Source organism: Demequina lignilytica, from assembly GCF_030418375.1.
Lineage (GTDB): Bacteria > Actinomycetota > Actinomycetes > Actinomycetales > Demequinaceae > Demequina > Demequina lignilytica.
Genome location: NZ_JAUHPZ010000002.1, coordinates 365,052 through 387,915, shown reverse-complemented (window position 1 = coordinate 387,915; position 22,864 = coordinate 365,052). Strand labels below are relative to the sequence as shown.

Genomic DNA, 22,864 nt, shown 5'->3' with positions numbered 1-22,864 from the left:
CTCTCAGACGCCCACGCGCGTCGCGACGAGCATGCGGTCGCGTCCCGTCAGATCGGTCAGCGTGTGCGCGTCGCCCCACCACTCGGACGACTCGGCGTACTCGCGCAGCGCCGCGCCCTGGTCGTCCCCGTGCTCCATCACGACCACGCCGCCGACGCGCAGCAGCCGCTGCGCCTCGTCGAGGATCGCGCGGGGCACGTCCAGGCCGTCGTCGCCCAGGCCGTACAGCGCCTGCGGCGGGTCGTGCAGCGCGACCTCGGGGTCGCGCGGCACGGCGCTGATCGGCACGTACGGCGGGTTGGTGACGACCACGTCGGCGCACGCGTCGAACTGGCGGAGGCAGTTGCGGGCGTCCGCGTAGACCGCGCGCAGGCGGCGCCTCACCTCGGGCGGCTGGAAGCGCGCGTTGAGCCGCAGGTAGACGAGCGCCTCCTCCGACGCCTCGACCATGGAGACCTCGGCGTACGGCACCTCGGTGGCGACCGCGATGCCGATCGCGCCCGAGCCCGCGCACAGGTCCGTCACGCGCACCTCGCCGCGCATCTCGAGCGCCTCGCGTGCGTACGCCATCGCGACGCCGGCGACCACCTCGGTCTCGGGGCGCGGGATGAACACCCCGGGCCCCACCTGCAGCTCGATGGAGCGGAAGTACGCCTTGCCGGTGATGTGCTGGAGCGGCTCGCGGTCGATGCGGCGGGTCACGCGGGCCTCGAGCAGGTCGAGGTCGGCGCCCGGGGGCCACTCGTCGTCGCGCGCCGCAGCCGTGCGGATGTAGCTGGGCTCGAGGCCGAGCGTGTGCGCGATGAGCACGATCGCGTCGTGTCGCGCGGACGCGACGCCGGCCTCGGAGAGGCGGCGGGTGGTCTCACGCAGACGCGTGCCGACGGTGGGCATGGAGGGGAGCCTAGGGCCTAGCGGTCGCCGGCGGCGAGCCGGGCCGCCTCGTCGGCGTCGATCGCCGACTGGATCACCGGCTCGAGCGAGCCGGCGAGGACCTGATCCAGGTTGTACGCCTTGTACCCGGTGCGGTGGTCCGCGATCCGGTTCTCCGGGAAGTTGTAGGTGCGGATGCGCTCCGAGCGGTCGACGGTGCGCACCTGCGAGCGGCGCATGTCGGACGCCTCGGCCTCCGCGGCCTCCTTCTGCGCGGCGAGGAGCCGGGCGCGCAGGATGCGCAGCGCCGACTCCTTGTTCTGCAGCTGGCTCTTCTCGTTCTGGCAGCTCACGACGATGCCCGTGGGCAGGTGGGTGAGCCGCACCGCCGAGTCGGTCGTGTTGACCGACTGGCCGCCGGGGCCGGACGAGCGGTACACGTCGACGCGCACCTCGTTCATGTCGATCTCCACCTCGGAGACCTCCTCGACCTCCGGGTAGACCAGCACGCCGGCTGCGGAGGTGTGGATGCGGCCCTGCGACTCGGTGGCGGGCACGCGCTGCACGCGGTGCACGCCGCCCTCGTACTTGAGATGGGCCCACACGCCGTCCTCGGGCGCCACGTTGCCGGGCGCCTTGACCGCGACCGAGACGTCCTTGTACCCGCCCATGTCGGTGTGGGTCGCCTCGAGCACGTCGGTCTTCCAGCCGCGGGACTCGGCGTACTTGAGGTACATCTTCAGCAGGTCGCCGGCGAACAGCGCGGACTCCTCGCCGCCCTCGCCGGACTTGATCTCGACGATCACGTCGCGGGCGTCGTCGGGGTCGCGCGGGATCAGGATCCGGCGCAGGGTCTCCGTCGCCTCGTCCGCCGCCTGCTCGAGGGCGGGCACCTCGGCGGCGAACTCGGGATCGAGCTCCGCCATCTCACGGGCGGCCTCGAGGTCATCGTGGGCTGTCTGCCATGCACGATGCGCAGCGACGACGCGGCCGAGCTCCGCGAAGCGACGCCCCAGCGAGCGCGCCCGTGCCCCGTCCGCGTGAACCGCGGGGTCGGAGAGCTGACGCTCGATGTCGGCGTACTCGTCCAGCATCGGCTGGACGGCTGCGAAGGCTTCGGCCACGTCGTCGCGCGGGTGACGCTGGTTACTTCTTGTTGCCGTAGCGGCGCTCGAAGCGCGCCACGCGACCACCGGTGTCCATGATCTTCTGCTTGCCGGTGTAGAACGGGTGGCAGGCCGAGCAGACCTCGACGCTGATCGCGCCGGCCGTCACGGTGGACTTGGTGGTGAACTCGTTGCCGCAGGTGCACGTGACAGTGGTGGCCACGTACTCGGGGTGGATGTCCTTCTTCATGATCTCCCTTAGAGGTGCCGCCGGGTCCTAGGCGTACTTCGCGTCGGTGAACCGGCTGGCCAACGTTCGATTATGCCAGACGTGTCAAGGGGCGGGAACCGCCGCATCGTCGCGACCGCGCCCCGCCGCCTGCACGTGAAATGGCGGATCGGTGCACGGAACCGCTCGGTTCCGTGCACCGATCCGCCATCACGGGCGCGCGACCGCGACCCTCGCGGGCCGCAGCCGGAGGCGCAGGTGCTGCTACTTCTCCTCGTCCGAGCCCGGCGTGGTCTTCGCGACCTGCATCAGGAACTCGGCGTTGGACTTGTTCTCCTTGAGCCGGCCCAGGAGCAGCTCGATCGCCTGCTGCTGCTCGAGAGCGGTCAGCACGCGGCGCAGCTTCCAGTGGATCTTGAGCTCGTCGGGGCCCATGAGGATCTCCTCGCGGCGCGTGCCCGACGCGTTGACGTCGACGGCGGGGAAGATCCGGCGGTCGGCGAGCGTGCGCGAGAGCTTGAGCTCCATGTTGCCGGTGCCCTTGAACTCCTCGAAGATCACCTCGTCGGCCTTCGAACCGGTCTCGACCAGCGCGGTCGCGAGGATCGTGAGCGAGCCGCCGTCCTCGATGTTGCGCGCGGCGCCGAAGAAGCGCTTGGGCGGGTACAGCGCCGACGAGTCGACGCCACCCGACAGGATGCGGCCCGAGGCCGGGGCGGCGATGTTGTAGGCGCGGCCCAGGCGGGTGATCGAGTCGAGCAGCACGACCACGTCGTGGCCCATCTCGACCAGGCGCTTGGCGCGCTCGATCGCGAGCTCGGCGACCGTGGTGTGGTCGTCGGCGGGGCGGTCGAAGGTCGAGGCGATGACCTCGCCCTTCACCGTGCGCTGCATGTCCGTGACCTCCTCGGGGCGCTCGTCGACGAGCACGACCATGAGGTGGACCTCGGGGTTGTTCGTGGTGATCGCGTTCGCGATCGACTGCAGCACGAGCGTCTTGCCGGCCTTCGGCGGGGAGACGATCAGGCCGCGCTGACCCTTGCCGATGGGCGCGACGAGGTCGATCACCCGGTTGGTCATGTTGCGCGGGTCGGTCTCGAGGTGCAGGCGCTGCTGCGGGTACAGCGGCGTCAGGTCGCCGAACGCCGGGCGGTGGCGCGCGTCGTCCGGCGTCTGGCCGTTCACCGTGTCCACGCCCGCGAGGGCGGAGAACTTCTGGCGCTGGCCGCGCTCGCCCGGACGGGGCGGGCGCACGGTGCCGGTGATCGCGTCGCCCTTGCGCAGGCCGTACTTCTTGATCTGGTTCATCGAGACGTACACGTCGGACTTGCCCGGGAGGTAGCCGGTGGTCCGGATGAACGCGTAGTTGTCGAGGATGTCGACGATCCCGCCGACGGGCGTCACCTCCTCGTCGTCGAAGACGTCGTCCTCGTCGACCTGCTGCTGCGGGGCGGTGCCCTCGGCGCCGTCGCGCTCGCGCCCGCGGTTGCGGCCACGACCGCGTCCGCGGCGGCGGCGGCCGCCGCGCTCGTCGTCGTCCTGGCCCGCCTGGCCGCCCTGCTGCTGACGGCCCTGCTGCTGTCGGCCGTCGCCGGACGCCTGATCGCCGTCGCCCTGCGGCAGCGAGGAGCTGATCGCGTCCTTGGCGCGGCGGGCGCGGGACTCGGCGTCCTCCCCCTCGGAGGACGATGCGGCGGGCTTCCCGGCGGCCTGCGCCAGGTCCGCGGCGAGCTCCTCCTTGGCGCGGCGGTTGCGCTCCGCGGGGTCCTCGTCGGCGGCGGGGGCCGCCTTCTCGGCCGGCGCCTCGGCGGGGCGCTGCGCCCGGCGGGAGCGGGAACGGGTGGCGGGCTTGTCGGCCGCCTGGTCGGCGGGGGCCTCCGTGGCCTTCTCGGCGTCCTTCGCGGCGGGCGCGGCGGGCGCCTTCGCGGGGACGATGCCGCCGTTCTTGATGGCCTCGATCAGGTCCTTCTTGCGCATGCGCGCGGTGCCGGAGACGCCGAGCTCGGCAGCGAGGGCCTGGAGCTGCGGCAGCTTCATCGCGGTGAGGGTGGCGGTCTGGTCGGGCGCCACGGTCGTGTCGGTCACGTACTTTCCTTTCCTCGCACGAGCCCCTGCGGCTCCAGAAATGCGAGATCGGTCCACGCGGGTACGGCTCACGGAAGTCATCATCGGCTAGCCGCCTGAAACGTGGATTGCCTGCTCTCCGTGGCCCGAATGCCAGCCGGAGGAAGCGGGTCCAGGCTAGCACCGCCGCCGGATGACGCACAATCGCGCCTGGTGGCGCGCGTGTCGGCATGCACGTCCCGCTCCTGTTGCCGCCCCCGCCACCGCGCAATAGCCTGCGAGGAGGGGCTCCGTCCGAGAGCCGAGTGCGGGGGTGCGTCATGACGCTGGGACCTGTCGAGATCGTCACCATCGGCTTCGCCCACGGGCGCTTCGACGGGTCGATCATGCCGGAGCTCGAGAGGCTGGTCGCCTCGGGCACCATCTCGATCGTGGACGGCGTCGTGGTACGCAAGGACGCCGAGGACTCGGTCGAGATCCTCGAGCTCGAGGAGGCCACGGACGACCCGGCGATCGCGCAGCTCGGGGCGATCGTGCGCGAGATCGACGGGCTGCTCAACGACGAGGACGTCGAGGCGCTCATCGACGAGCTGCCGGTGGGCGCCGCCGCCGCCGTGCTCTGCTTCGAGCACACGTGGGTGAAGCCGCTGCGGGACGCGATCACCGCCGCGGGCGGCGAGCTGCTCGACAGCGTCCGCGTGCCGGGTCCGGTCGTGCAGGAGGTCCTCGACGCCATCGGCGCCGAGGCCTGAGAGGAAGGGGACGCACATGCCTCGCAGGATGGGACGGCCGGGGCTCCTCGGCACGATGGCTCGCACGGCGGTCATCTCGGGAACGGCGACCGCGGTGTCGGGCAACGTCGCGCGGCGGCAGGCGGCGCGCGCGCAGGCACAGCAGCCCCAGTACGCCGCTCCCGAGCCACAGGTGGTCGCCGCGGCGCCCGCTCCCGCGCAGGTGGCGCCTCCGACGGCCGGCGGGGACGACCTGATGGCGAAGCTCGCGCAGCTCGCCGAGATGAAGAACGCGGGGCTCCTCTCGGACGCGGAGTTCGCGGCCGCCAAGGCCAAGCTCCTGGGCTGACATGACCGCCGCCTCCACGCCCCGCGAGACGCGCTGGGGCGCGAAGCTCAACACCGTCGACTACATGCGCGACGCCGTCTTCTTCGACGGCCCCACCGTGCGCTCCCAGACCACGCGGTTCTGGCTCCTGCTGCTGCTCGCCTCGGCGATCGCGAGCGCGGGCGTGATCGCGAACTCCACGGCGACCGTGATCGGCGCGATGATCGTGGCCCCGCTGATGCGGCCCATCCAGGGGACGATGCTCGCCACGGTGCTCGGCGACCATCGCAACCTGATGAAGTCCGTCGGGATGATGGTCGCCGGGGTCGCCGCCGCGATCGGCGTCGGGTTCGTGATGGGGCTGCTGATGGTGCAGCCGATCGTCGCCGAGACCAACGCCCAGGTGGCCGGCCGCGTCTCCCCCGGCCTGATCGACCTGGTCGCCGCTCTCGCGACCGGCCTGGTCGGCTCCGTCGCGCTGCTGCGCTCCGACATCTCCGACACGCTCCCCGGCGTCGCCATCGCGATCTCGCTGGTGCCGCCGCTCTGCGTGGTGGGCCTCACGCTCGAGTCGGGCGCCTACGCGCAGTCGGTGGGCGCGCTGCTGCTGTTCGTGACCAACGTCGCGGCGATCCTCGCCACCGGATCCGTGACGATGGCGGTGTACGGGTTCGCCAAGGTGCGCATCGAGATGGCCGAGGACAAGGAGGCGGAGCGTCGCCGCCGCGCCCGCGCCTACCTCACCACCATGGTGATGCTGCTGATCGTCGCCGTGCCCCTGACGTACTCGTCCCTGAAGGCGCTCGAGGACACCTCCCGCATCGGTCGCATCACGACCTACATCGAGGACATCACCGAGGGGACGCGGTGGGAGATCGTCTCCGTCGCGTTGCGCGAGAACGACCGGCTCCATGTGATCGTCAAGGGCCAGCCACCTCTGCCGGACATGGCGCCGGTGTACGCGGACATGGAGGCCAACGGCCTCGACACCTCGCTGATCACGATCGAGCTGGTGCCCACCTACACGTACGACGCCGACCACCTGGAGGCCCCGGAGACCGTGGGGTGACGGCTCAGAGCGGGTCGATCACCGCGTCCCGCGAGGGGACGCCGTAGGACCGGCCCGCCACCTCGACCTCGACCGGCACCGCGGAATGGTTGAGCACGAACCGGTGCCCGCCCCGCTCCACCGCCTCGACGCCCGCGGGCAGCGAGGACCACGCGACCCCCGCATCGTCCAGCACGCGCTCGACGAGCTCCCCGAGGGCCCCCGGCGCCGTCGCGACGTACCAGCCCGCGCCGTCGCCGTCGGCGCGGCGCGTGATCGCGGGCAGCCCGTCGAGGTCCCCGCCCGAGAAGGTGGCCAGCACCTCGGCGTCGCGTACGCGCACGTGCTCGCCCCACTCGGAGACCGGCCCCGCGGCCACACCGGCGAGCGCGCCGGAGCGCAGCGGCCACAGCTCCTCGATCCAGACCCCGAGAGTCTGCTGGAGGTCGCCCAGGTAGCCGCCGAGCCGCGCGTGCGCGTGCTCGTCGAGCACCGCCGTCTGGTAGCCGACCACCAGCTGCCCGCCGCGGGCGGGCACGGCGGCGAGGGCCGCCACCGCATCGTCCGACAGCGCGAGCGCGCCGGCGACCACGACCACGTCGTAGCCGTCGAGGTCGCCCGCGGCCGGCACCATGTCCACCAGGACGCCCCGCCGGTGGAGCGCGCGGTACCAGCGCAGCAGCTGCTCGACGTAGGAGATCCGCGCGGGCATCGAGTCCTGCTCGAGGGCCCACCAGCTGGGCCAGTCCACCACCATCGCGACGCGTGCCTCGCTGCGGGTGCCGCGCAGGTGCGACAGCGACGCGAGCTCCGCCCCGAGCGCCTCGGTCTCCCGATAGACCCTGGAGTCCTCGCCCGCGTGGGGCACCATCGCGGAGTGGAACTTCTCGGAGCCCGCCTTCGACTGCCGCCACTGGAACTGCATGATGCCGTCGGCGCCGCGCGCCACCGACTGGAGCGACAGCAGGCGGTGCATCCCCGCCGGCTTGGGCGCGTTGAAGTCCCGCCAGTTGACCGCGCTGGTCGCCTGCTCCATGAGGATCCACGGGCGACCGCCTCCCAGCCCCCGCATGAGGTCGCGGGTCATCGCCGCGAGCACGTACGCCTCCGGGTCCTCGGGGTCCGGGTAGTGGTCGTCGGTCACGAAGTCCAGATCGCCGGCCCACGTCCAGTAGTCGAGGCCCTTGAAGAAGCCCATGAAGTTCGTGGTGACCGGGATCTCGGGCGTGACCTCGCGGAGCACGGCGATCTCGGCCCGCATGCACGCGCGGAGCTCGTCCGAGCTGTAGCGGTCGAAGTCGAGCGTCTGCGTGGGGTTGGTGCCCGCGGGCGTCACCCGCGGCGGGTCGACCTGGTCGAACGAGGTGTACAGCTGTGACCAGAACGCCGTCCCCCAGGCCGCGTTGAGCGCGTCGATGGTGCCGTAGCGCTCGGCGAGCCAGGCGCGGAAGCCCGCCGCCGCATCGTCCGAGTAGTCGCGGCTGACGTGGCAGCCGTACTCGTTGTTCACGTGCCACGCCTCGAGCGCGGGGTGGTCGCCGTAGCGCTCGGCGAGCACCCGCACCAGCCGCGTCGCGTGCTCCCGGTACGCCGCCGACGCGGGCCGGTAGTGCTGCCGGCCGCCGTGGCTCAGCACCGTGCCGTCCTGCGTGACGGGCAGGATCTCCGGGTGCTTGTCGATCAGCCACTTGGGCGGCGACGCGGTCGCGGTGGCGAGGTCCGCGCGCACCCCGGTGGCGTGGAGCAGGTCCATCAGGTCGTCGAGCCACGCGAGGTCGTACTCGCCGTCACGCGGCTCGAGGCGCGCCCACGAGAACACGCCGATGGTCGCGACGGTCACGCCGGCGCGGCTCATCAGCCGCATGTCGTCGTCCCAGACCTCGCGCGGCCACTGCTCGGGGTTGTAGTCGCCGCCGTACCAGAGGCGGTTCATTCCTGACGGGGTGGGGATGGCGGAGGAGGTCACCCCCGCATCGTAGGCGCGCGCCGGGACGATGCGGGGGTGCCGTGGTCCCGGTGGCTCAGCCCCGCTCGACGTCGGGGTCGTCGAGGTCCTCGCCCGCGTGCCGCGGGGAGTCCGAGTGGGGCACCACGCCCGGCGCGTCGAAGACGGTGGCGATCTCGCCGGTGGCCGGGTCGACCGGGTCGAGCGGCGGCTCGACCTCGTCGATCGGCGCCGCGAACTGCGCCTCGTAGAGCCGCGCGTAGGCGCCCTTAGCCCGGAGCAGCTGGGCATGGTTCCCCTGCTCCACGATCCCGCCGTTCTCCATCACCAGGATCAGGTCCGCGTCGCGGATGGTCGAGAGGCGGTGCGCGATCACGAACGCGGTCCGGTCCTTGCGCAGCTCGGCCATGGCGCGCTGCACCAGCAGCTCGGTGCGGGTGTCGACGGAGCTGGTCGCCTCGTCGAGGATCAGCACCTGCGGCTGCGCCACGAACGCGCGGGCGATCGTGATCAGCTGGCGCTCGCCCGCGGAGATGTTGGTCGCGTCGTCGTCGAGCGCGGTGTCGTACCCGTCCGGCAGCGAGTGCACGAACCGGTCGACATATGCCGCCTTCGCCGCCGCCAGGATCTCCTCCTCCGTGGCCCCGGTGCGGCCGTACGCGATGTTGTCGCGGATGGTGCCGCCGAACAGCCAGGTGTCCTGGAGCACCATGCCCGTGCGGGCGCGCAGGTCCTCGCGGGTCATCTGGGCGATGTCGGTGCCGTCCAGCGTGATGCGCCCGGCGTTGAGCTCGTAGAAGCGCATGATCAGGTTGACCAGCGTGGTCTTGCCCGCGCCCGTGGGCCCCACGATCGCCACCGTGCGGCCGGGCTCGACGGTGAGGTCGAGGCCGTCGATGAGCGGCTTGTCCTCGACGTAGCGGAAGGCCACGTCCTCGAACACGAGCCTGCCGTGGTCGTCGTCCGGCGACTGCGCCGGGTCAGGGTCGGGGCCCTGCTCGTCCGCGTCGAGCAGCTCGAACACGCGCTCGGCGGAGGCGACGCCGGACTGCAGCAGGTTCGCCATCGAGCCCAGCTGGCTGATGGGCTGCTGGAACTGGCGCGAGTACTGGATGAACGCCTGCACATCGCCGAGGGTCATGGTGCCGCTCGCGACCCGCAGCCCGCCGATCACGGCGATCGCGACGTAGACCAGGTTCCCGATGAACATGGCGCTCGGCATGATGATGCCCGAGATGAACTGGGCGCCGAAGCTCGCCTCGTAGAGCTCCTCGTTCTTGCGCGCGAACTCGGCACGCGACTCGCGCTGACGGCCGAACACCTTGACCAGCGCGTGACCGGTGTAGCCCTCCTCGATCTGCGAGTTCAGCTCGCCGGTGTGCTTCCACTGGGCGACGAACTTGGGCTGCGAGCGCTTGGCGATCTGGGCGACGACGACCGCGGTGAGCGGGATCGAGACCAGCGCGACCAGCGCGAGCTCCCACGAGATCGAGAACATCATGCCGAGGATGCCGATCACGGTGAGGACCGAGATGAACACCTGGCTCAGCGTCTGCTGGAGGGTCTGGGAGATGTTGTCGATGTCGTTCGTGACGCGGCTGAGCAGGTCGCCGCGCTGGTGACGGTCGAAGTAGCTGAGCGGCAGGCGGTGGATCTTCTGCTCCACGCTCTCGCGCAGCCGGAACACGGTTCGCTGGGTGACCCCGTTGAGGATGAAGCCCTGGAGCAGCCCCAGGATGGCCGAGCCGATGTAGATGATGACGACCCACAGCAGGATGCCGTGGAGCCTGTCGAAGTCGACCCCGCCCGCGAGGAATCCCTCGAAGATCACGGTGGTGGCGTTGCCCAGGATCTTGGGCCCGACCACGGACAGCGCGACGGATCCCGCGCCGACGACGACCACGAGGACCACCAGCGCCAGCTCGGGCCGGAGCAGCCCCGCGAGGCGCTTGCCGGACTCCGCGAAGTTCGAGGCCTTCTCGGAGGGCGCGCCCATGCCGGGACCCATCGGGCCGTGCTGGCGCTCCTGAGGGCGCTTGACGGTCTCGGTGCGCTCGCTCATCCCGCCACCTCCTCGGCTCGCAGCTGGGTACTGACGATCTCCTGGTAGGTCGGGGACGTCTCGAGGAGCTCGGCGTGGGTGCCGCGGTCGACGATCCGGCCGTCCTCCATGACGAGGATCTGGTCCGCGTCGACGATGCTGCTCACGCGTTGGGCGACCACGATCACCGTCGCGTCGGTGACGTCACGGTCGAGGGCCGCCCGCAGGCGGGCGTCGGTCGCCGTGTCGAGCGCGCTGAACGAGTCGTCGAACACGAGGATGTCCGGGCGCCGCACCAGCGCGCGGGCGATGGACAGGCGCTGACGCTGGCCACCGGACACGGTGGTGCCGCCCTGGGCGACGGGCGTGTCCAGCCGCTCGGGCATGGCACGCACGAAGTCCTCGCCCTGCGCGATCGCGAGCGCCTCCCACAGCTCGTCGTCGGTGGCCTCCTCGCGGCCGTAGCGGAGGTTGCTCGCGACGGTGCCCGCGAACAGGTAGGGACGCTGCGGCACCACGCCGATCCGCGTCCACAGGGACTCGAGGTCGGCATCGCGCACGTCGACGCCGCCCACACGGACGGTGCCGCCGGTCGCGTCGTAGAGCCGCGGGATCAGGTTGACGAGCGTGGACTTGCCGGCGCCGGTCGAGCCGATGATCGCGGTGGTGGTGCCGCGCCGCGCCGTGAACGAGATGCCGGCGAGCACCGGCTGCTCGGCGCCCGGGTAGGTGAACGTGACGTCCTCGAAGACCACCTCCCCGGTCGAGGGGACCTCGACCGCCGCATCGTCCACCGTGACCGTGGAGCGCGTGGAGAGCACCTCCCCGATCCGGTCAGCGGAGACGGCGGCGCGGGGCACCAGCACGAAGAGGAAGGTCGCCATCAGCACCGAGAAGAGGATCTGGATGAGGTAGCTGAGGAACGCCGTCAGCGCGCCCACCTGCATCTCGCCTGCGTCGATCCGGTAGCCGCCGAACCAGATCACCGCGGCGGAGCTGATGTTCACCACGAGCAGCACGAGCGGGAACATCGCGGCCATGAGCCGTCCGGCCTTGAGGGCGGACTCCGTCACCAGGTCGTTCGCGTCGCCGAAGCGCTCCTCCTCGACGTGCTCGCGCACGAAGGCGCGCACCACGCGGATGCCGGTCAGCTGCTCGCGCAGCACCCGGTTGATGCCGTCGATCCGCACCTGCATGCGGCGGAAGTGCGGGACCATCCGCCACACGATCAGGGAGACGATCACGAGCAGGAGCGGGATCGCGACCGCCATGATCCAGGAGAGCTCGACGTCCTGCTCGAGCGCCAGGATGATCCCGCCGATCAGCGTGAACGGCGTGGTCATCAGCAGCGTGCAGGTCATGAGCACGAGCATCTGGACCTGCTGGACGTCGTTGCTGGTGCGAGTGATGAGCGAGGGGGCGCCGAAGCGCTGGACCTCGGCCTCGGAGAACGTCCCGACCCGGCCGAAGATGTCCCCGCGCAGGTCACGGCCGACGCGCATCGCGATCTTCGCGCCGAAGTACACCGCGGTGATGGTGCACGCGATGCCCACGAAGGACAGCAGCAGCATCCAGCCGCCCATCCGCCAGATGTAGCCCGTGTCGCCCACGGCGACGCCCTTGTCGATGATGTCGGCGTTGAGGGTCGGCAGGTACAGGTTGACCATCGCCTGCGCGAACTGGAAGACGATCACGCCGACCAGCAGGCGCCAGTACGGCTTGACGGAGCTCACGAGGAGCGGCCAGAGCATGGGATCAGTCCCCTTCCTTGGCGATGCCATGGAGGATGAAGGTGGCGAGCTGGGCCGGATCGGACGCCGCCCCGCTCGAGAGGAAGGGCATCGCGGTGCCGAACACCAGGATGCGCAGATATTCGACGGCTGTCGCGACGGGGACGCGCAGCCGGTCGGCGTCCGGCGCGAGCAGGTCGGTGACCACGTCCGTCACCTCGCCCAGCGGAGGGTGGTGGTGGTCGCCGGGGCGGCCCTTGCGGTGACGCTCGTGATCGCGTGGCCCGAGGGCGGTCATGAAGCGGACCACGGCCCCGACGCGGTCGTGGAGCAGGGTCACCACCTGCTCGATCTTGGCCTCGAGCGGCTGCGCACCGTCGATGCCCTCGAGCACGCGGATCGAGTCCGCCGGGTCCATGACGTGCGCGATGCACGCGTCGATGAGCTCGTGCTTGTCCGCGAACGCACGGAACACCGTGCCCTCGGCGATGCCCGCCGCGTCCGCGATCTGGCGGGTGGTGACCTCCGCGCCGTGCTCGAGGATCAGCGGGACGGTCGCCGCGACGATGTGCGCGCGCCGGTCCTCGGGGGACATGCGGGGGGCGCGGGTGGCGTTCACCAGCGCATCGTAAGTGAGTGAGTGCTCACTTCGCAACCGGCGGGTCGCCCGGGAGGGTCCGAGCGAAGGTGACCGTCGCATCGTCCCAGCCCACCGCGCGGAAGCCCACGCGCGGGTAGAAGGCCTGCGCGCCTCGGTTCGCACGCTCCGCGACCAGGTGGACGCCCGGCACGCCGCGCTCCGCGAGCAGGGCGCAGGCGGCGTCGATCAGGGCGCGGCCCGCGCCCCTGCCCTGCTGATCGGGAAGGAGGTCGATGTGCAGGTGCGCCGGGTAGTCGGCGAGCTGCGGGATCAGCATGCGGCCGGGGTCGGCCGCAGAGGGCAGGAGCCACGCGTCCGCGGCGGTGCGCGCGACGTGCCGGGGGCCCACGTGCGGCCACCACTCGGCGACGAACCAGTCCTGGAAGGCCCCCGTGTCCGCCGCGCCGAGCACGTAGCCGCGGGCCTCGCCATCGACGTCCCAGACCAGGCAGAAGGCACCGGGGCCGTGGAGGTAGGGCGTCGCGTACACGTCGCTCAACGACGAGTCGTCGCCGAAGCGTCCGGTCGCATCGCCGCCCTGGGCGCCGGTGAGGAGGCAGACGCGCGCGATCGCGTCGTGGTCCGTGGGCGCGGCCGGCCGGATGGTCACGGCGCCTCCTCCTCCCGCTCGACTCGCGCGATGAGCAGGGCCAGGGCGATCGCCACGACCACCCCGATGACCGTGAGGCCGATCCGCTGCAGCGCCGCATCCCAGGCCCCGGCGGTCGACGCGGCGCCCGCCAGCAGCACGATCACCGCGGCGGTGAAGGCCGAGCCGCGGATCTCGTCCTTGGCGATGCTCCAGGCCAGGCCGCCGACGGCCGCCGCGACCGCCAGCGCGATCCCGAGCCACGTGGGCAGGAACGACGCGAGGACGGCGCCGGCGAGCGTGCCCAGCACCGTGCCGATCACGCGGCGGCGCGCACGCGAGGTGGTCTCGCCGCTCACGGGCACGAGCACGGCGCTCAGCGCGACCACCAGCCACAGCGCGTGCTCGAGTTCGAGGGCGCTCCCGATCGCGATCGCCGCCCCCGACCCGAGGGCGAGCGCCGCGACGTAGGCCGCGGTCGTGCGACGCGGAAGCGGGGTGGCCGGCAGGCGCGCGAGCCCGAGGGCGGCGAGCGCCAGCGGCACCGCGACCGCGGCCACCACGACGCCCACCGCCGCGGCCCACGGGCCGATCTCGGCCGCCGCGGTCCCCGCGACCGCGGCCACCACCGGCGCAGTGCCGCACACCGGGCCGTACCGCAGCACCACGGGCAGCGTCACCGCCGCGGCGACGGCGGTCAGAACGCCCAGGAGCAGCGCATCGTCCCTCGCGAGCGTCGCGAGCGCCGCGATGACGCCGACGGCCGCGCCGAGCGCGACCGCATGCCAGCGCGGTCCGCTCATGAGCGACACCATCACCACGGTCAGTCCGCCCAGCGCGGCGCCGACCCCGGCGCCGACGCCCGCGACCAGCCCGACCGCGACGGCAACTGCGACGAGCACGCCGACCACCGTGGAGGCGAGCCGCACCGCCGGCATCGGGGGCACCAGAGCTGTCCGCGGGGATCCCATGCGACGAGCCTAGGGCCGCGCCCGTAGGCTCGTGCCGTGATCGTCGCAGCAGATCTCATCGACATGCCCCAGTGGATCTACGTCGCCGCCGTCTTCATCGGCGCGCTCGGCGGTGCGATCCGCGCGGGCGAGGACGAGCACACGGACCTGGTGGGCGTGCTGACCCTCTCGGCCGCCATGGGCTTCGGCGGTGCGATCATCCGCGACATCCTGCTCGGACGGCTCCCCCCGCAGTCGCTGCGCGACCCGTCCTACTTCATCGCGGCCGGGGCGGCCGCCGGCGTCGGGATGCTGTTCCTGTACTACCTGCGGAAGCTCGGCCGGCTGCTGTGGTGGCTCGACTCGATCATCATCGGCGTGTTCGCGGTGGTCGGCGTCAACACCGCCCTTCTTGCGGGCGTGCGGTGGCTGCCGGCGGTCGTGATCGGCACCATCGCCTCGGTGGGAGGGCTGATGCTGTGCGACGTGCTCCAGGGCAGACCCTCGTCGATCATGTACATGGGCCCGCCGAACGCGATCGCGGGCCTGGGCGCGGGCATCACGTACGTGCTGCTCGCGCGGCCCACGGAGCCGATCGTGACGCTCGTGATCTCGACGGCCGTGGCGGTGCTGATCCGGTTGTCCGGGCCCCTGCTCCACGTCAACGTCCCGCAGCCGCGCAAGCACGCGTACGAGCTGAAGATGCGGCGGGCGTTCCGCCGGGCGCGCAAGGACGGCACGCTGCCCGAGGGCGTCGGCGACCTGAGCCCCGCGACCGGTTCGCTCGCGGCGGTGACGCTCGCGCATCCGCAGCCGCAGGCGGCGCAGGAGCCCGCGGCCTGGGAGGAGGCCGAGGAGCCGCTGGACTCCGGCCCGCCCACCGAGACGCTCATCATCGACGAGTACGCGCCAGGGCTGGGCCACGCCTCGCCCTCGGAGGAATGGGCGGCGTCGGTCGAGGCGGACGAGCCGGACCCGGAGGACAAGGCGGGAGCCTGAAGGACCCGAGCCCGGCCCCCAGTCCCCTCCTCCCCCGCCCCCCAACCCGCCCCCCATCCCTCCCCCGCCCTCCAACCCACCCCCGCTCATGACGCGGATCGTGTCGATCTGAACCCTCGCATCGTCCCCATGAAGACTTCTGTGCCGGCTCCTCCACAGATCTCGATGCCGAGGCCCCTATCACCTGACCTGACCAGCATCCTGACGCGATGCCACGTCAGCTCCCAGGCCGCCTCCCACCGGTCGTCCACCGCGGGGACCGCTCATGGACCCGCGCCGAGCTGAGCGCGCTGACCTCCGCCCGCACCGTCCGGACGGCGATCGCTGCGGGCGAGGTGGTCGCCGTGCTCCCGGGTCGGTACGTCTCGGCGCCGCACCAGCTCGCGACCGTGCCGCGCGCGCACGCAGCGATGACCGCGACGCGCGGAGTGCTGACCGGCGAGTGCGCACTGTTCCTGCGGGGCGTCGTCGACCGGCCGCCACGCCAGATCCTCGTGGCCGCGGCGCGTGGCCGGCGCATCGAGGGCACCTCGTGGCTGCGCACCTTCCAGCCCGGCACGGCGCCCGGGTCCACCGCGATCGGCGAGCTCGACATCGCGTGGATCACAGAAGCCTCCCTCGACGCCTGGTCACGCGGCCCGATGGACCGGCGGGTGGGCGCGGTGCTGACCGCGCTCCAGCGTCGCGCGCTGACCGCGCACCAGCTCCGCGAGGGCGCCGGAGCTCGGCAGCGGATCCGAGACCGAGCCGGGCTGGAGAACGTGATCGCCGCATTCGAGTCGGGCGTGCACTCGTGGCTCGAGCACGAGGCGTTCACCAAGGTGTTCACGGGAGCGGAGTTCCGGCGGTTCGTCCGTCAGCACGCGGTGATCGCACGGGGGAAGCGCAGATACCTTGACATGTTCGATCCCGCCACGATGACGTCGGTCGAGCTGGACGGGTCGCGGTACCACCTCGCAGGCGAGCAGCGCGAGGCCGACGCGGAGAGGGACGCCGACCTCGCGACGCTCGGGATCTCCACGCTCCACTTCACCTACGCGCAGATCACGCGTCGGCCCGAGTGGTGCCGCGAGACCGTGCGCGCTGCACTGCGCGCACGGGCACGATTCGCTTCCTAGCAGTCGATACCGGTCCTCAAGCGACACGATTCGCTTCATGGGCCGCCGGGCGGGTGGGCCGGCAGGGCCGCGGGGTGGGTGGGCCGGCCAGGGCCGCGGGCCGCGGGGTGGGTGGGCCGGCCAGGGCCGCGGGGCGGGAGGGGCGGGTGGGCCGGGAGGGGTGGGCTAGTGGGGGCAGATCAGCTCTGCAGGCGGACGCCCTGCGCGCCCGGGACCCGCTTGGTGGTGTGCACCACCCGCCACGAGTCGCCGCCGATGCCCTGCAGCCAGTCCGGGGTCCCCGACTCGAGCCCGACCTCCGCGAGTCCGGTTCCGAGCACCAGCACCGACGGGCCGGCGCCGGAGACCACGGCCGCGAGGCCGCGGTCCCGGAGCGTCTTGACCATCAGCGTCGCGGGTCCCAGCACGTCGGCGCGGTAGCCCTGGTGGAGCGTGTCGAACGTCGCCGTGAACAGGTCCTCCGGCGACCCGGCGAGCGCGTGGACCAGCAGCGCCGCGCGGCCCACGTTGAAGGCGGCGTCGACGTGCGGCACCTTCGCCGGCAGCACGGCGCGCGCCTGCTTGGTCGGCAGCACGGAGGACGGGATCAGGACGGCGGTCTCGAGCTCGTCGGACACGGTGAGCGCGCGGGCGTGCGCGCCGTCGGCGTCCTTCCACGCGACGGTCGCACCGCCGTAGATGGCGGGGGCGGCGTTGTCCGGATGGCCCTCGAAGGCGTTCGCGAGGCGGAGCACCTCGGACGGCGGCAGCGCCTCGGGCTCGGCGATCAGCGAGCGCGCGGCGACGACGCCCGCCACCACCGCCGCGGCCGACGAGCCGAGGCCCCGGCCATGCGGGATCCGGTTCACGGCACGGATGTGCAGGCCGGTCTGCGAGGCGCCCACGTGGTCGAGCGCGGCGCGCAGCGCCTGCACCACCAGGTGGGACTCGTCGCGTGCGAGCGAGTCGGCCCCCTCGCCCTCGATCTCGATGGCCACGGAGGCGGAGGCGACGGCCCGCACCTCCAGGTCGTCGACCACCCCGAGCGCCATCCCGAGCGCGTCGAATCCCGGACCGAGGTTCCCCGCGGTCGCGGGCACGGTCACGCGGACGTGGTCGGCGGCCAGGCGCATGTCAGAGCCCCAGCGCCGCGGCGGCGGCCTCGACATCGACGGGGATGACGAGCGGCTCGACCTCGCGTCCGGCGAGCGCCGTCGCGGTGTCCTTGAGCCCGTTGCCGGTGACGGTGCAGGTGATCGTGGCGCCCCGCGGCACCTCGCCGAGCGCGGCGGCGGCCAGCAGCCCGGCGATCGGCGCCGCGGAGGCGGGCTCGACGAAGACGCCGACGTCGGCCGCGAGGCGCGCCTGCGCGTTGAGGATCTGCTCGTCGGAGACGGCGCGGATCCAGCCCCCGGACTCGTCGCGCGCGGCGACGGCGAGGTCCCAGGACGCGGGCTTGCCGATGCGGATCGCGGTCGCGACCGTCTCGGGGTCCTTGATCGGGTGCCCGGCCACGAAGGGCGCTGCCCCGGCCGCCTGGACTCCCCAGATCTTGGGCGTGCGGGTGGCGCTGCCACCCTCGACGGCCTCCTTGAACCCCATCCAGTACGCGGAGATGTTGCCCGCGTTGCCCACCGGCAGCATGTGGATGTCGGGGGCGTCGCCCAGCTGGTCGACGATCTCGAACGCCGCGGTCTTCTGCCCCTGCAGGCGGTACGGGTTGACGGAGTTCACCAGGGCGATCGGGTAGGACTCCGAGAGCTCGCGCACGATGTCGAGGCACTCGTCGAAGTTGCCGTCGACCTGCACCAGGTCGGCCCCGTGCACGATCGCCTGCGCCATCTTGCCCGCGGCGATCTTGCCCTGCGGGATCATCACCACGCAGCGCAGCCCCGCGTGCGCCGCGTAGGCCGCCGCGGACGCGGAGGTGTTGCCGGTCGAGGCGCACACCACGGTGTGGTCGCCGTCCTTGACCACCTGCGTGATCGCGGAGGTCATGCCGCGGTCCTTGAAGGAGCCGGTCGGGTTCATGCCCTCGACCTTGACGAACACGTCCGCGCCCACCTCGGCCGAGATCGACGGCGCCGGCACCAGCGGCGTGCCGCCCTCTCCCAGCGTGACGATCCGGTCCTCCGCGGAGAACGGCAGACGGTCCAGGTACTCGCGGATGATCCCGCGCCACACGTGCGCCACGGCTTACTCCCCCTCGATACGAAGCACGGACTTGACCTCGGCGACGGCGTCGGACGCCTCGAGGTCGGACACGGTCGCGCGCAGATCGCGCTCGGGCGCGGAGTACGTCGACAGGATCAGCCCCGCGTGGGTCTGACCGGGCACCTGTCGGACGATCTCGATCCCGACGTCGTGGCGCGCGAACACCTCGGCGACCGCGGACAGCACACCCGGGCGGTCCTCGACGGACATGCGCACGCAGTAGCGCGTCAGCGCCGCCTCGATCGGCAGCACCTCGTGCTCCGCGTAGTTCGACTCGTGCGGGCCCTTGCCGCCGCTCGCCTTGTGGCGCGCCACGGACACCAGGTCGCCCAGCACCGCCGACGCGGTGGGCGTGCCGCCGGCGCCCTGGCCGTAGAACATCAGCCCGCCGGCGGACTCCGCCTCGACGAACACCGCGTTGAAGGCGCCGTGCACGCCCGCGAGCGGGTGCGTCATGGGCACCAGGGCGGGGTGGACGCGCACGGCGACGCCGTCGGCGGTGCGCTCCGCGATCGCGAGCAGCTTGATCACCTGGTCGGTCTCGCGCGCGGCGATCACGTCCTCGGAGGTGACCGCGGAGATGCCCTCGCAGTAGACGTCGTCCATCGCGACCCGCTGGTGGAAGGCGAGGGAGGCGAGGATCGCGGCCTTGGCCGCCGCATCGTGCCCCTCGACGTCGGCGGTCGGGTCGGCCTCGGCGTAGCCGAGCTCCTGCGCCTGCTTCAGCGCGACGTCGTAGTCCAGCCCCCGCATGGTCATCTCGTCGAGGATGTAGTTGGTGGTGCCGTTCACGATCCCGAGGATCCGCGAGATGTGGTCGCCGGCGAGCGACTCGCGCACCGGACGCACCAGGGGGATCGCGCCGGCGACCGCCGCCTCGAAGTACAGGTCCACGTTGGCGGCGTCAGCGGCCTCGTAGAGCTCGGGCCCATGCTGCGCCAGCAGCGCCTTGTTGGCGGTCACCACGGAGGCGCCGGAGGCGATCGCCTCGAGGATCAGCGTGCGCGCCGGCTCGATGCCGCCCATGAGCTCGACCACGACGTCGGCCTTCGCGACGAGCGCCGACGCGTCGTCGGTGAGCAGTGCGCGCGGGATGTTCGGCCCGCGATCCTTCGACGTGTCGCGGACGTAGATGCCCGCGATCTCGAGCGGCGCGCCCACGCGCGCGGCGAGGTCCTCGGCCTGCGCGGTCAGGAGGCGCACCACCTCGGAGCCGACGGTGCCAGGGCCCAGGATGGCGATGGAGACGGGCTTGAGGGGGTCAGACACGGCCCCCACTCTACCGGGAGCGCCGTGCGCGCCCGGGCGTCAGATGATGGGGCCCTCGGCGGGGGATCCGGCCTCGCCCGGGTCGTCGTCGGGCTCGTCCCACACCTCCTCCTCCACGTGGTCGAAGATGCTCGGCTTCTTGTCGGGCTCGGGCTGCACGGTCACGGTCGCACCTCCTTGCGCGTCGCCCTCCAGTCAACCGCGCGCGGGCGGGGCCCGCCACCGGAGAGAGGACGATGCGGGGGCTCAGTCGCGCGCGTACGCCGCGCGGGCGGCGTCGAGCTCGGGCACGGCGCCCTCCAGCAGGTCGGCCAGGGCGCGGAGGCGCCCCGCGATGTCCGCGCCCAGCTCGGTGAGCGCGTAGTCCACCCGCGGCGGCAGGGTGCCATGGTCGGTGCGCACCAGCAGGCCCTCGCGCTCGAGCCCGTGGAGCGCCTGGGAGAGCATCTTCTCGCTCACGCCCTCGACCCGGCGGCGCAGCTCTCCGAAGCGGTGCGGCCCGTCGGCGAGCGCGAGCAGCACCAGCGATGCCCACCGTCCGGTGACCGTCTCGAAGGCTGCCCGCGAGGAGCAGCCGCGCGCGAACACGTTCGCGATCAGCTCCTGGTCCGGCCCGGTCTCCTCGGTCATGCGCTCAGGATACGTGAACGCTGTGGAATGGATAGCGCTTTCGTTTAGTTAGTATGGGCGTCGGAGGGGCAGACCGCCCCGCGTCTCGAAAGGATCACCATGACCACGTACGCCGTCACCGGAGCCTCGGGCCAGCTGGGCGAGAAGATCGTCCGCGCCCTGCTCGACCTCCACCTCTCCCCGTTCGACGTGGTCGCGCTGGCCCGCGACACCGACAAGGTCGAGGAGCTCGCCGCCCTGGGCGTGCGCACCCGCGAGGCCGACTACGACCGGCCGGAGACCCTGGCCACCGCGCTCGAGGGAGTCGACCGCCTGGTCCTCGTGTCCGCCTCGGAGCCCGGCCGGCGTCTTCCCCAGCACGTCGCGGTGATCGAGGCCGCCGAGGCGGCCGGCGTGTCGCGGATCGTCTACACGTCGATCCTCAAGGCGGACACCACCTCGAACGCGCTCGCACCCGAGCACCTCGCCACCGAGGAGCGCCTCACCGCCTCCCCGATCGAGACGGTCGCGCTGCGCAACTCCTGGTACATCGAGAACTACACGGGCCAGGTCCCCGGCTACGTCGAGCGTGGCGCGATCGTCGGCGCGACCGACGGGGCCGTGATCTCGGCCGCGACGCGCCAGGACTTCGCGGAGGCCGCCGCGGCCGCCGTGACCGCCGACGCGGTCAAGCCGGTCTACGAGCTCGCCGGCGTCGACTTCACTCTCGCGGACCTCGCGGCGACCGTCACCGCCGCGTCGGGCACCGAGGTGACCTACACCAACGTCACCGTCGACCAGCTCGCCGCCGGCATGGTGGAGGCGGGCCTCGACGAGGGCACCGCGGGCTTCTGGGCCTCGATCGACGCGTCCATCGCCCAGGGCGACCTGCAGACCGGCTCGACGGACCTGGTCCAGCTGATCGGCCGTGCGCCGACCTCGCTCGAGGCCGCGGTCAAGGCCGCCGTCTGACGTTCCGCACCGCGCGCGAGGCCCGCGACCCCCTGGGGGGCGCGGGCCTCGTCCCGTCCGGGACGATGCGGACTCAGTCCGGCGCGACGTCCCAGGCGAAGAGGTCCTCGAGGGTGTCGCGGCGGATGTGCACCGTCGACTCGCCGTCGCGGACCGAGACCACGGCAGGCCGCAGCATCGCGTTGTAGTTGTGCGCCATCACGCGCCCGTAGGCGCCGGTGGCGGGCACCGCGAGCAGGTCGCCGCGCGCGATGTCGTGCGGCAGCTCGACGTCGCGGACGACGATGTCGCCGCTCTCGCAGTGCTTGCCGACCACGCGCGACAGGGCGGGCTCCGCGTCCGAGAGCCGCGACGCGACGGTCGCGGTGTACTCCGCGCCGTAGGTGATGGTGCGCATGTTGTCGCTCATGCCGCCGTCGACAGCGACGTACTGGCGCTCGCCGCCGTCATCGAGGGCGACGTGCTTGACCACGCCCACGCGGTAGAGCGTCATGCCCGCGGGGCCCGCGATCGCCCGTCCGGGCTCGATGCTGAAGTGCGGCCAGGAGCCGCCGACCTTGGCGAGCGCGGCGGCGACCGCGTCCGCCATGCCGTAGGCCGCATCGTGCGGGCTCAGCGCCTCGCCGTGCGGCGTGTACTGGATCGCGTAGCCGCCGCCGAGGTCCACCTCCGGGAGCTCGACGCCCGCCTCCATCAGGAACGACGCGCGCAGGCCCAGCATGCGCTCCGCGCTCTCCTGGAACGCCGCGAGCGACAGGATCTGGGATCCGATGTGGGTGTGGATGCCGCGCAGGTCGATCCCTTCGGCGTCGTGGCACTCGAGGAGCGCCTCGAACGCCGCGCCCGAGGCGAGGGAGAGGCCGAACTTCTGGTCCTCGTGGGAGGTGGCGATGTACTCGTGGCCGCCCGCGTGCACGCCGGTGGTGACGCGCACCAGCACCGGGGCGACCGTGCCCATCTCCCGCGCGATCGCGTCGAGCGTCTCGATCTCGGTGAACGAGTCGACGATGATCCGCCCCACGCCCACCTCGAGGGCCCGGCGCAGCTCGGCGTCGGACTTGTTGTTGCCGTGGAGGCCCAGCCGCGCCGCGGGCATGCCGCCTCGCAGCGCGATCTCGAGCTCGCCGCCGGAGGCGACGTCCATGCAGAGGTCGTCGGCGCGCATCCAGCGCGCCACCTTCGAGGACAGGAACGCCTTCGACGCGTAGTAGACGTCCACCTCGGCGCCGTGGCGGCCGAACGCGGTGGCGAACTGGTCGCGGAACGCGCAGGCGCGGTCGCGCATGTCCTGCTCGTCGATGATGTAGAGCGGGGTGCCGTACTGGCCGGCGAGCTCGCGGACGTCGACGCCGCCGACGCTGAGCGCCCCGTCCTCCCCCCGCTCGACGGTGTGCGAGAACACTGCGTGGGGGGCTGCCGTGGCGCTCATG

22 protein-coding genes are annotated in these 22,864 nt (G+C 72.3%); 6 read left to right on the top strand and 16 right to left on the bottom strand.

Annotated elements, in window-relative coordinates:
* Positions 1 to 3: 3 nt before the first annotated feature.
* From prmC to rho, 4 genes are all read right to left on the bottom strand, one after another.
* Positions 4 to 894, bottom strand: coding sequence for a peptide chain release factor N(5)-glutamine methyltransferase (prmC, locus tag QQX13_RS05415; RefSeq protein ID WP_301121748.1), 891 nt, complete (start codon positions 892 to 894; stop codon positions 4 to 6).
* A 17-nt stretch (positions 895 to 911) separates the two neighbouring features.
* On the bottom strand, positions 912 to 1,997 hold the full coding sequence (gene prfA / locus QQX13_RS05410; protein ID WP_301121750.1) for a peptide chain release factor 1: 1,086 nt from the start codon (positions 1,995 to 1,997) through the stop codon (positions 912 to 914).
* 22 nt (positions 1,998 to 2,019) lie between these two features.
* Complete coding sequence (rpmE, locus tag QQX13_RS05405; RefSeq protein ID WP_301121752.1) at positions 2,020 to 2,229, bottom strand: 50S ribosomal protein L31; 210 nt, start codon at positions 2,227 to 2,229, stop codon at positions 2,020 to 2,022.
* 243 nt (positions 2,230 to 2,472) lie between these two features.
* Positions 2,473 to 4,374, bottom strand: coding sequence for a transcription termination factor Rho (gene rho, locus QQX13_RS05400; RefSeq protein WP_301121850.1), 1,902 nt, complete (start codon positions 4,372 to 4,374; stop codon positions 2,473 to 2,475).
* A 218-nt stretch (positions 4,375 to 4,592) separates the two neighbouring features.
* Here rho and QQX13_RS05395 point away from each other — a divergent pair, with 218 nt between their 5' ends.
* From QQX13_RS05395 to QQX13_RS05385, 3 genes are read left to right on the top strand one after another with little or no spacing between them, the layout of a single operon-like run.
* Positions 4,593 to 5,024: a DUF6325 family protein gene (locus QQX13_RS05395; protein WP_301121754.1), complete on the top strand. Its 432-nt coding sequence runs from the start codon at positions 4,593 to 4,595 to the stop codon at positions 5,022 to 5,024.
* Positions 5,025 to 5,040: 16 nt separating this feature from the next.
* Positions 5,041 to 5,352, top strand: a complete 312-nt coding sequence (locus QQX13_RS05390; RefSeq protein WP_301121756.1) for an SHOCT domain-containing protein — start codon at positions 5,041 to 5,043, stop codon at positions 5,350 to 5,352.
* Between the two features lies 1 nt (position 5,353).
* Positions 5,354 to 6,400, top strand: coding sequence for a TIGR00341 family protein (locus QQX13_RS05385; RefSeq protein ID WP_301121758.1), 1,047 nt, complete (start codon positions 5,354 to 5,356; stop codon positions 6,398 to 6,400).
* Between the two features lie 4 nt (positions 6,401 to 6,404).
* On the opposite strand, the gene QQX13_RS05380 is transcribed toward QQX13_RS05385, so the two are convergent.
* The 6 genes from QQX13_RS05380 to QQX13_RS05355 are packed head-to-tail and all read right to left on the bottom strand — an operon-like array spanning position 6,405 to position 14,295.
* Positions 6,405 to 8,345: a beta-galactosidase gene (locus QQX13_RS05380; protein ID WP_301121760.1), complete on the bottom strand. Its 1,941-nt coding sequence runs from the start codon at positions 8,343 to 8,345 to the stop codon at positions 6,405 to 6,407.
* 55 nt (positions 8,346 to 8,400) lie between these two features.
* Positions 8,401 to 10,386 (bottom strand): ABC transporter ATP-binding protein, encoded by a 1,986-nt coding sequence (locus tag QQX13_RS05375; RefSeq protein ID WP_301121761.1) that lies wholly within the window; start codon positions 10,384 to 10,386, stop codon positions 8,401 to 8,403.
* Positions 10,383 to 12,116, bottom strand: a complete 1,734-nt coding sequence (locus QQX13_RS05370) for an ABC transporter ATP-binding protein (RefSeq protein ID WP_301121762.1) — start codon at positions 12,114 to 12,116, stop codon at positions 10,383 to 10,385. The genes QQX13_RS05375 and QQX13_RS05370 overlap by 4 nt, the downstream gene beginning before the upstream one ends.
* A gap of 4 nt (positions 12,117 to 12,120) precedes the next feature.
* Positions 12,121 to 12,714 carry a TetR/AcrR family transcriptional regulator gene (locus QQX13_RS05365; protein ID WP_301121763.1) on the bottom strand — a complete coding sequence of 198 codons (594 nt, stop codon included), beginning with the start codon at positions 12,712 to 12,714 and terminating at the stop codon, positions 12,121 to 12,123.
* 25 nt (positions 12,715 to 12,739) lie between these two features.
* On the bottom strand, positions 12,740 to 13,345 hold the full coding sequence (locus QQX13_RS05360; RefSeq protein WP_301121764.1) for a GNAT family N-acetyltransferase: 606 nt from the start codon (positions 13,343 to 13,345) through the stop codon (positions 12,740 to 12,742).
* Positions 13,342 to 14,295: an FUSC family protein gene (locus QQX13_RS05355; RefSeq protein WP_301121765.1), complete on the bottom strand. Its 954-nt coding sequence runs from the start codon at positions 14,293 to 14,295 to the stop codon at positions 13,342 to 13,344. Before QQX13_RS05355 ends, QQX13_RS05360 begins: the two co-directional genes overlap by 4 nt.
* Positions 14,296 to 14,331: 36 nt before the next feature.
* Here QQX13_RS05355 and QQX13_RS05350 point away from each other — a divergent pair, with 36 nt between their 5' ends.
* Both QQX13_RS05350 and QQX13_RS05345 read left to right on the top strand, forming a co-directional pair.
* Positions 14,332 to 15,273 (top strand): trimeric intracellular cation channel family protein, encoded by a 942-nt coding sequence (locus tag QQX13_RS05350; protein ID WP_301121766.1) that lies wholly within the window; start codon positions 14,332 to 14,334, stop codon positions 15,271 to 15,273.
* 209 nt (positions 15,274 to 15,482) lie between these two features.
* The gene (locus QQX13_RS05345; RefSeq protein ID WP_301121768.1) at positions 15,483 to 16,391 is read left to right on the top strand and encodes an endonuclease domain-containing protein; all 909 of its coding nucleotides are present in this window, start codon (positions 15,483 to 15,485) and stop codon (positions 16,389 to 16,391) included.
* Between the two features lie 179 nt (positions 16,392 to 16,570).
* Here QQX13_RS05345 and thrB read toward each other — a convergent pair whose 3' ends face one another.
* The 5 genes from thrB to QQX13_RS05320 all read right to left on the bottom strand — a co-directional run bounded on the left by thrB (position 16,571) and on the right by QQX13_RS05320 (position 20,483).
* Positions 16,571 to 17,503 carry a homoserine kinase gene (gene thrB, locus QQX13_RS05340; protein WP_301121770.1) on the bottom strand — a complete coding sequence of 311 codons (933 nt, stop codon included), beginning with the start codon at positions 17,501 to 17,503 and terminating at the stop codon, positions 16,571 to 16,573.
* Position 17,504: 1 nt separating this feature from the next.
* Positions 17,505 to 18,563 (bottom strand): threonine synthase, encoded by a 1,059-nt coding sequence (thrC, locus tag QQX13_RS05335; RefSeq protein ID WP_301121772.1) that lies wholly within the window; start codon positions 18,561 to 18,563, stop codon positions 17,505 to 17,507.
* Positions 18,564 to 18,566: 3 nt separating this feature from the next.
* The gene (locus QQX13_RS05330) at positions 18,567 to 19,853 is read right to left on the bottom strand and encodes a homoserine dehydrogenase (RefSeq protein WP_301121774.1); all 1,287 of its coding nucleotides are present in this window, start codon (positions 19,851 to 19,853) and stop codon (positions 18,567 to 18,569) included.
* Between the two features lie 39 nt (positions 19,854 to 19,892).
* Positions 19,893 to 20,018: a hypothetical protein gene (locus QQX13_RS05325; RefSeq protein ID WP_301121776.1), complete on the bottom strand. Its 126-nt coding sequence runs from the start codon at positions 20,016 to 20,018 to the stop codon at positions 19,893 to 19,895.
* A gap of 81 nt (positions 20,019 to 20,099) precedes the next feature.
* A complete protein-coding gene (locus QQX13_RS05320; protein WP_301121778.1) occupies positions 20,100 to 20,483 on the bottom strand; it encodes a winged helix-turn-helix transcriptional regulator in 384 nt (127 codons plus the stop codon).
* Between the two features lie 99 nt (positions 20,484 to 20,582).
* Here QQX13_RS05320 and QQX13_RS05315 point away from each other — a divergent pair, with 99 nt between their 5' ends.
* Complete coding sequence (locus tag QQX13_RS05315; RefSeq protein WP_301121780.1) at positions 20,583 to 21,434, top strand: NAD(P)H-binding protein; 852 nt, start codon at positions 20,583 to 20,585, stop codon at positions 21,432 to 21,434.
* Positions 21,435 to 21,507: 73 nt separating this feature from the next.
* On the opposite strand, the gene lysA is transcribed toward QQX13_RS05315, so the two are convergent.
* The gene (gene lysA, locus QQX13_RS05310; protein ID WP_301121782.1) at positions 21,508 to 22,863 is read right to left on the bottom strand and encodes a diaminopimelate decarboxylase; all 1,356 of its coding nucleotides are present in this window, start codon (positions 22,861 to 22,863) and stop codon (positions 21,508 to 21,510) included.
* Position 22,864 lies beyond the last annotated feature (1 nt).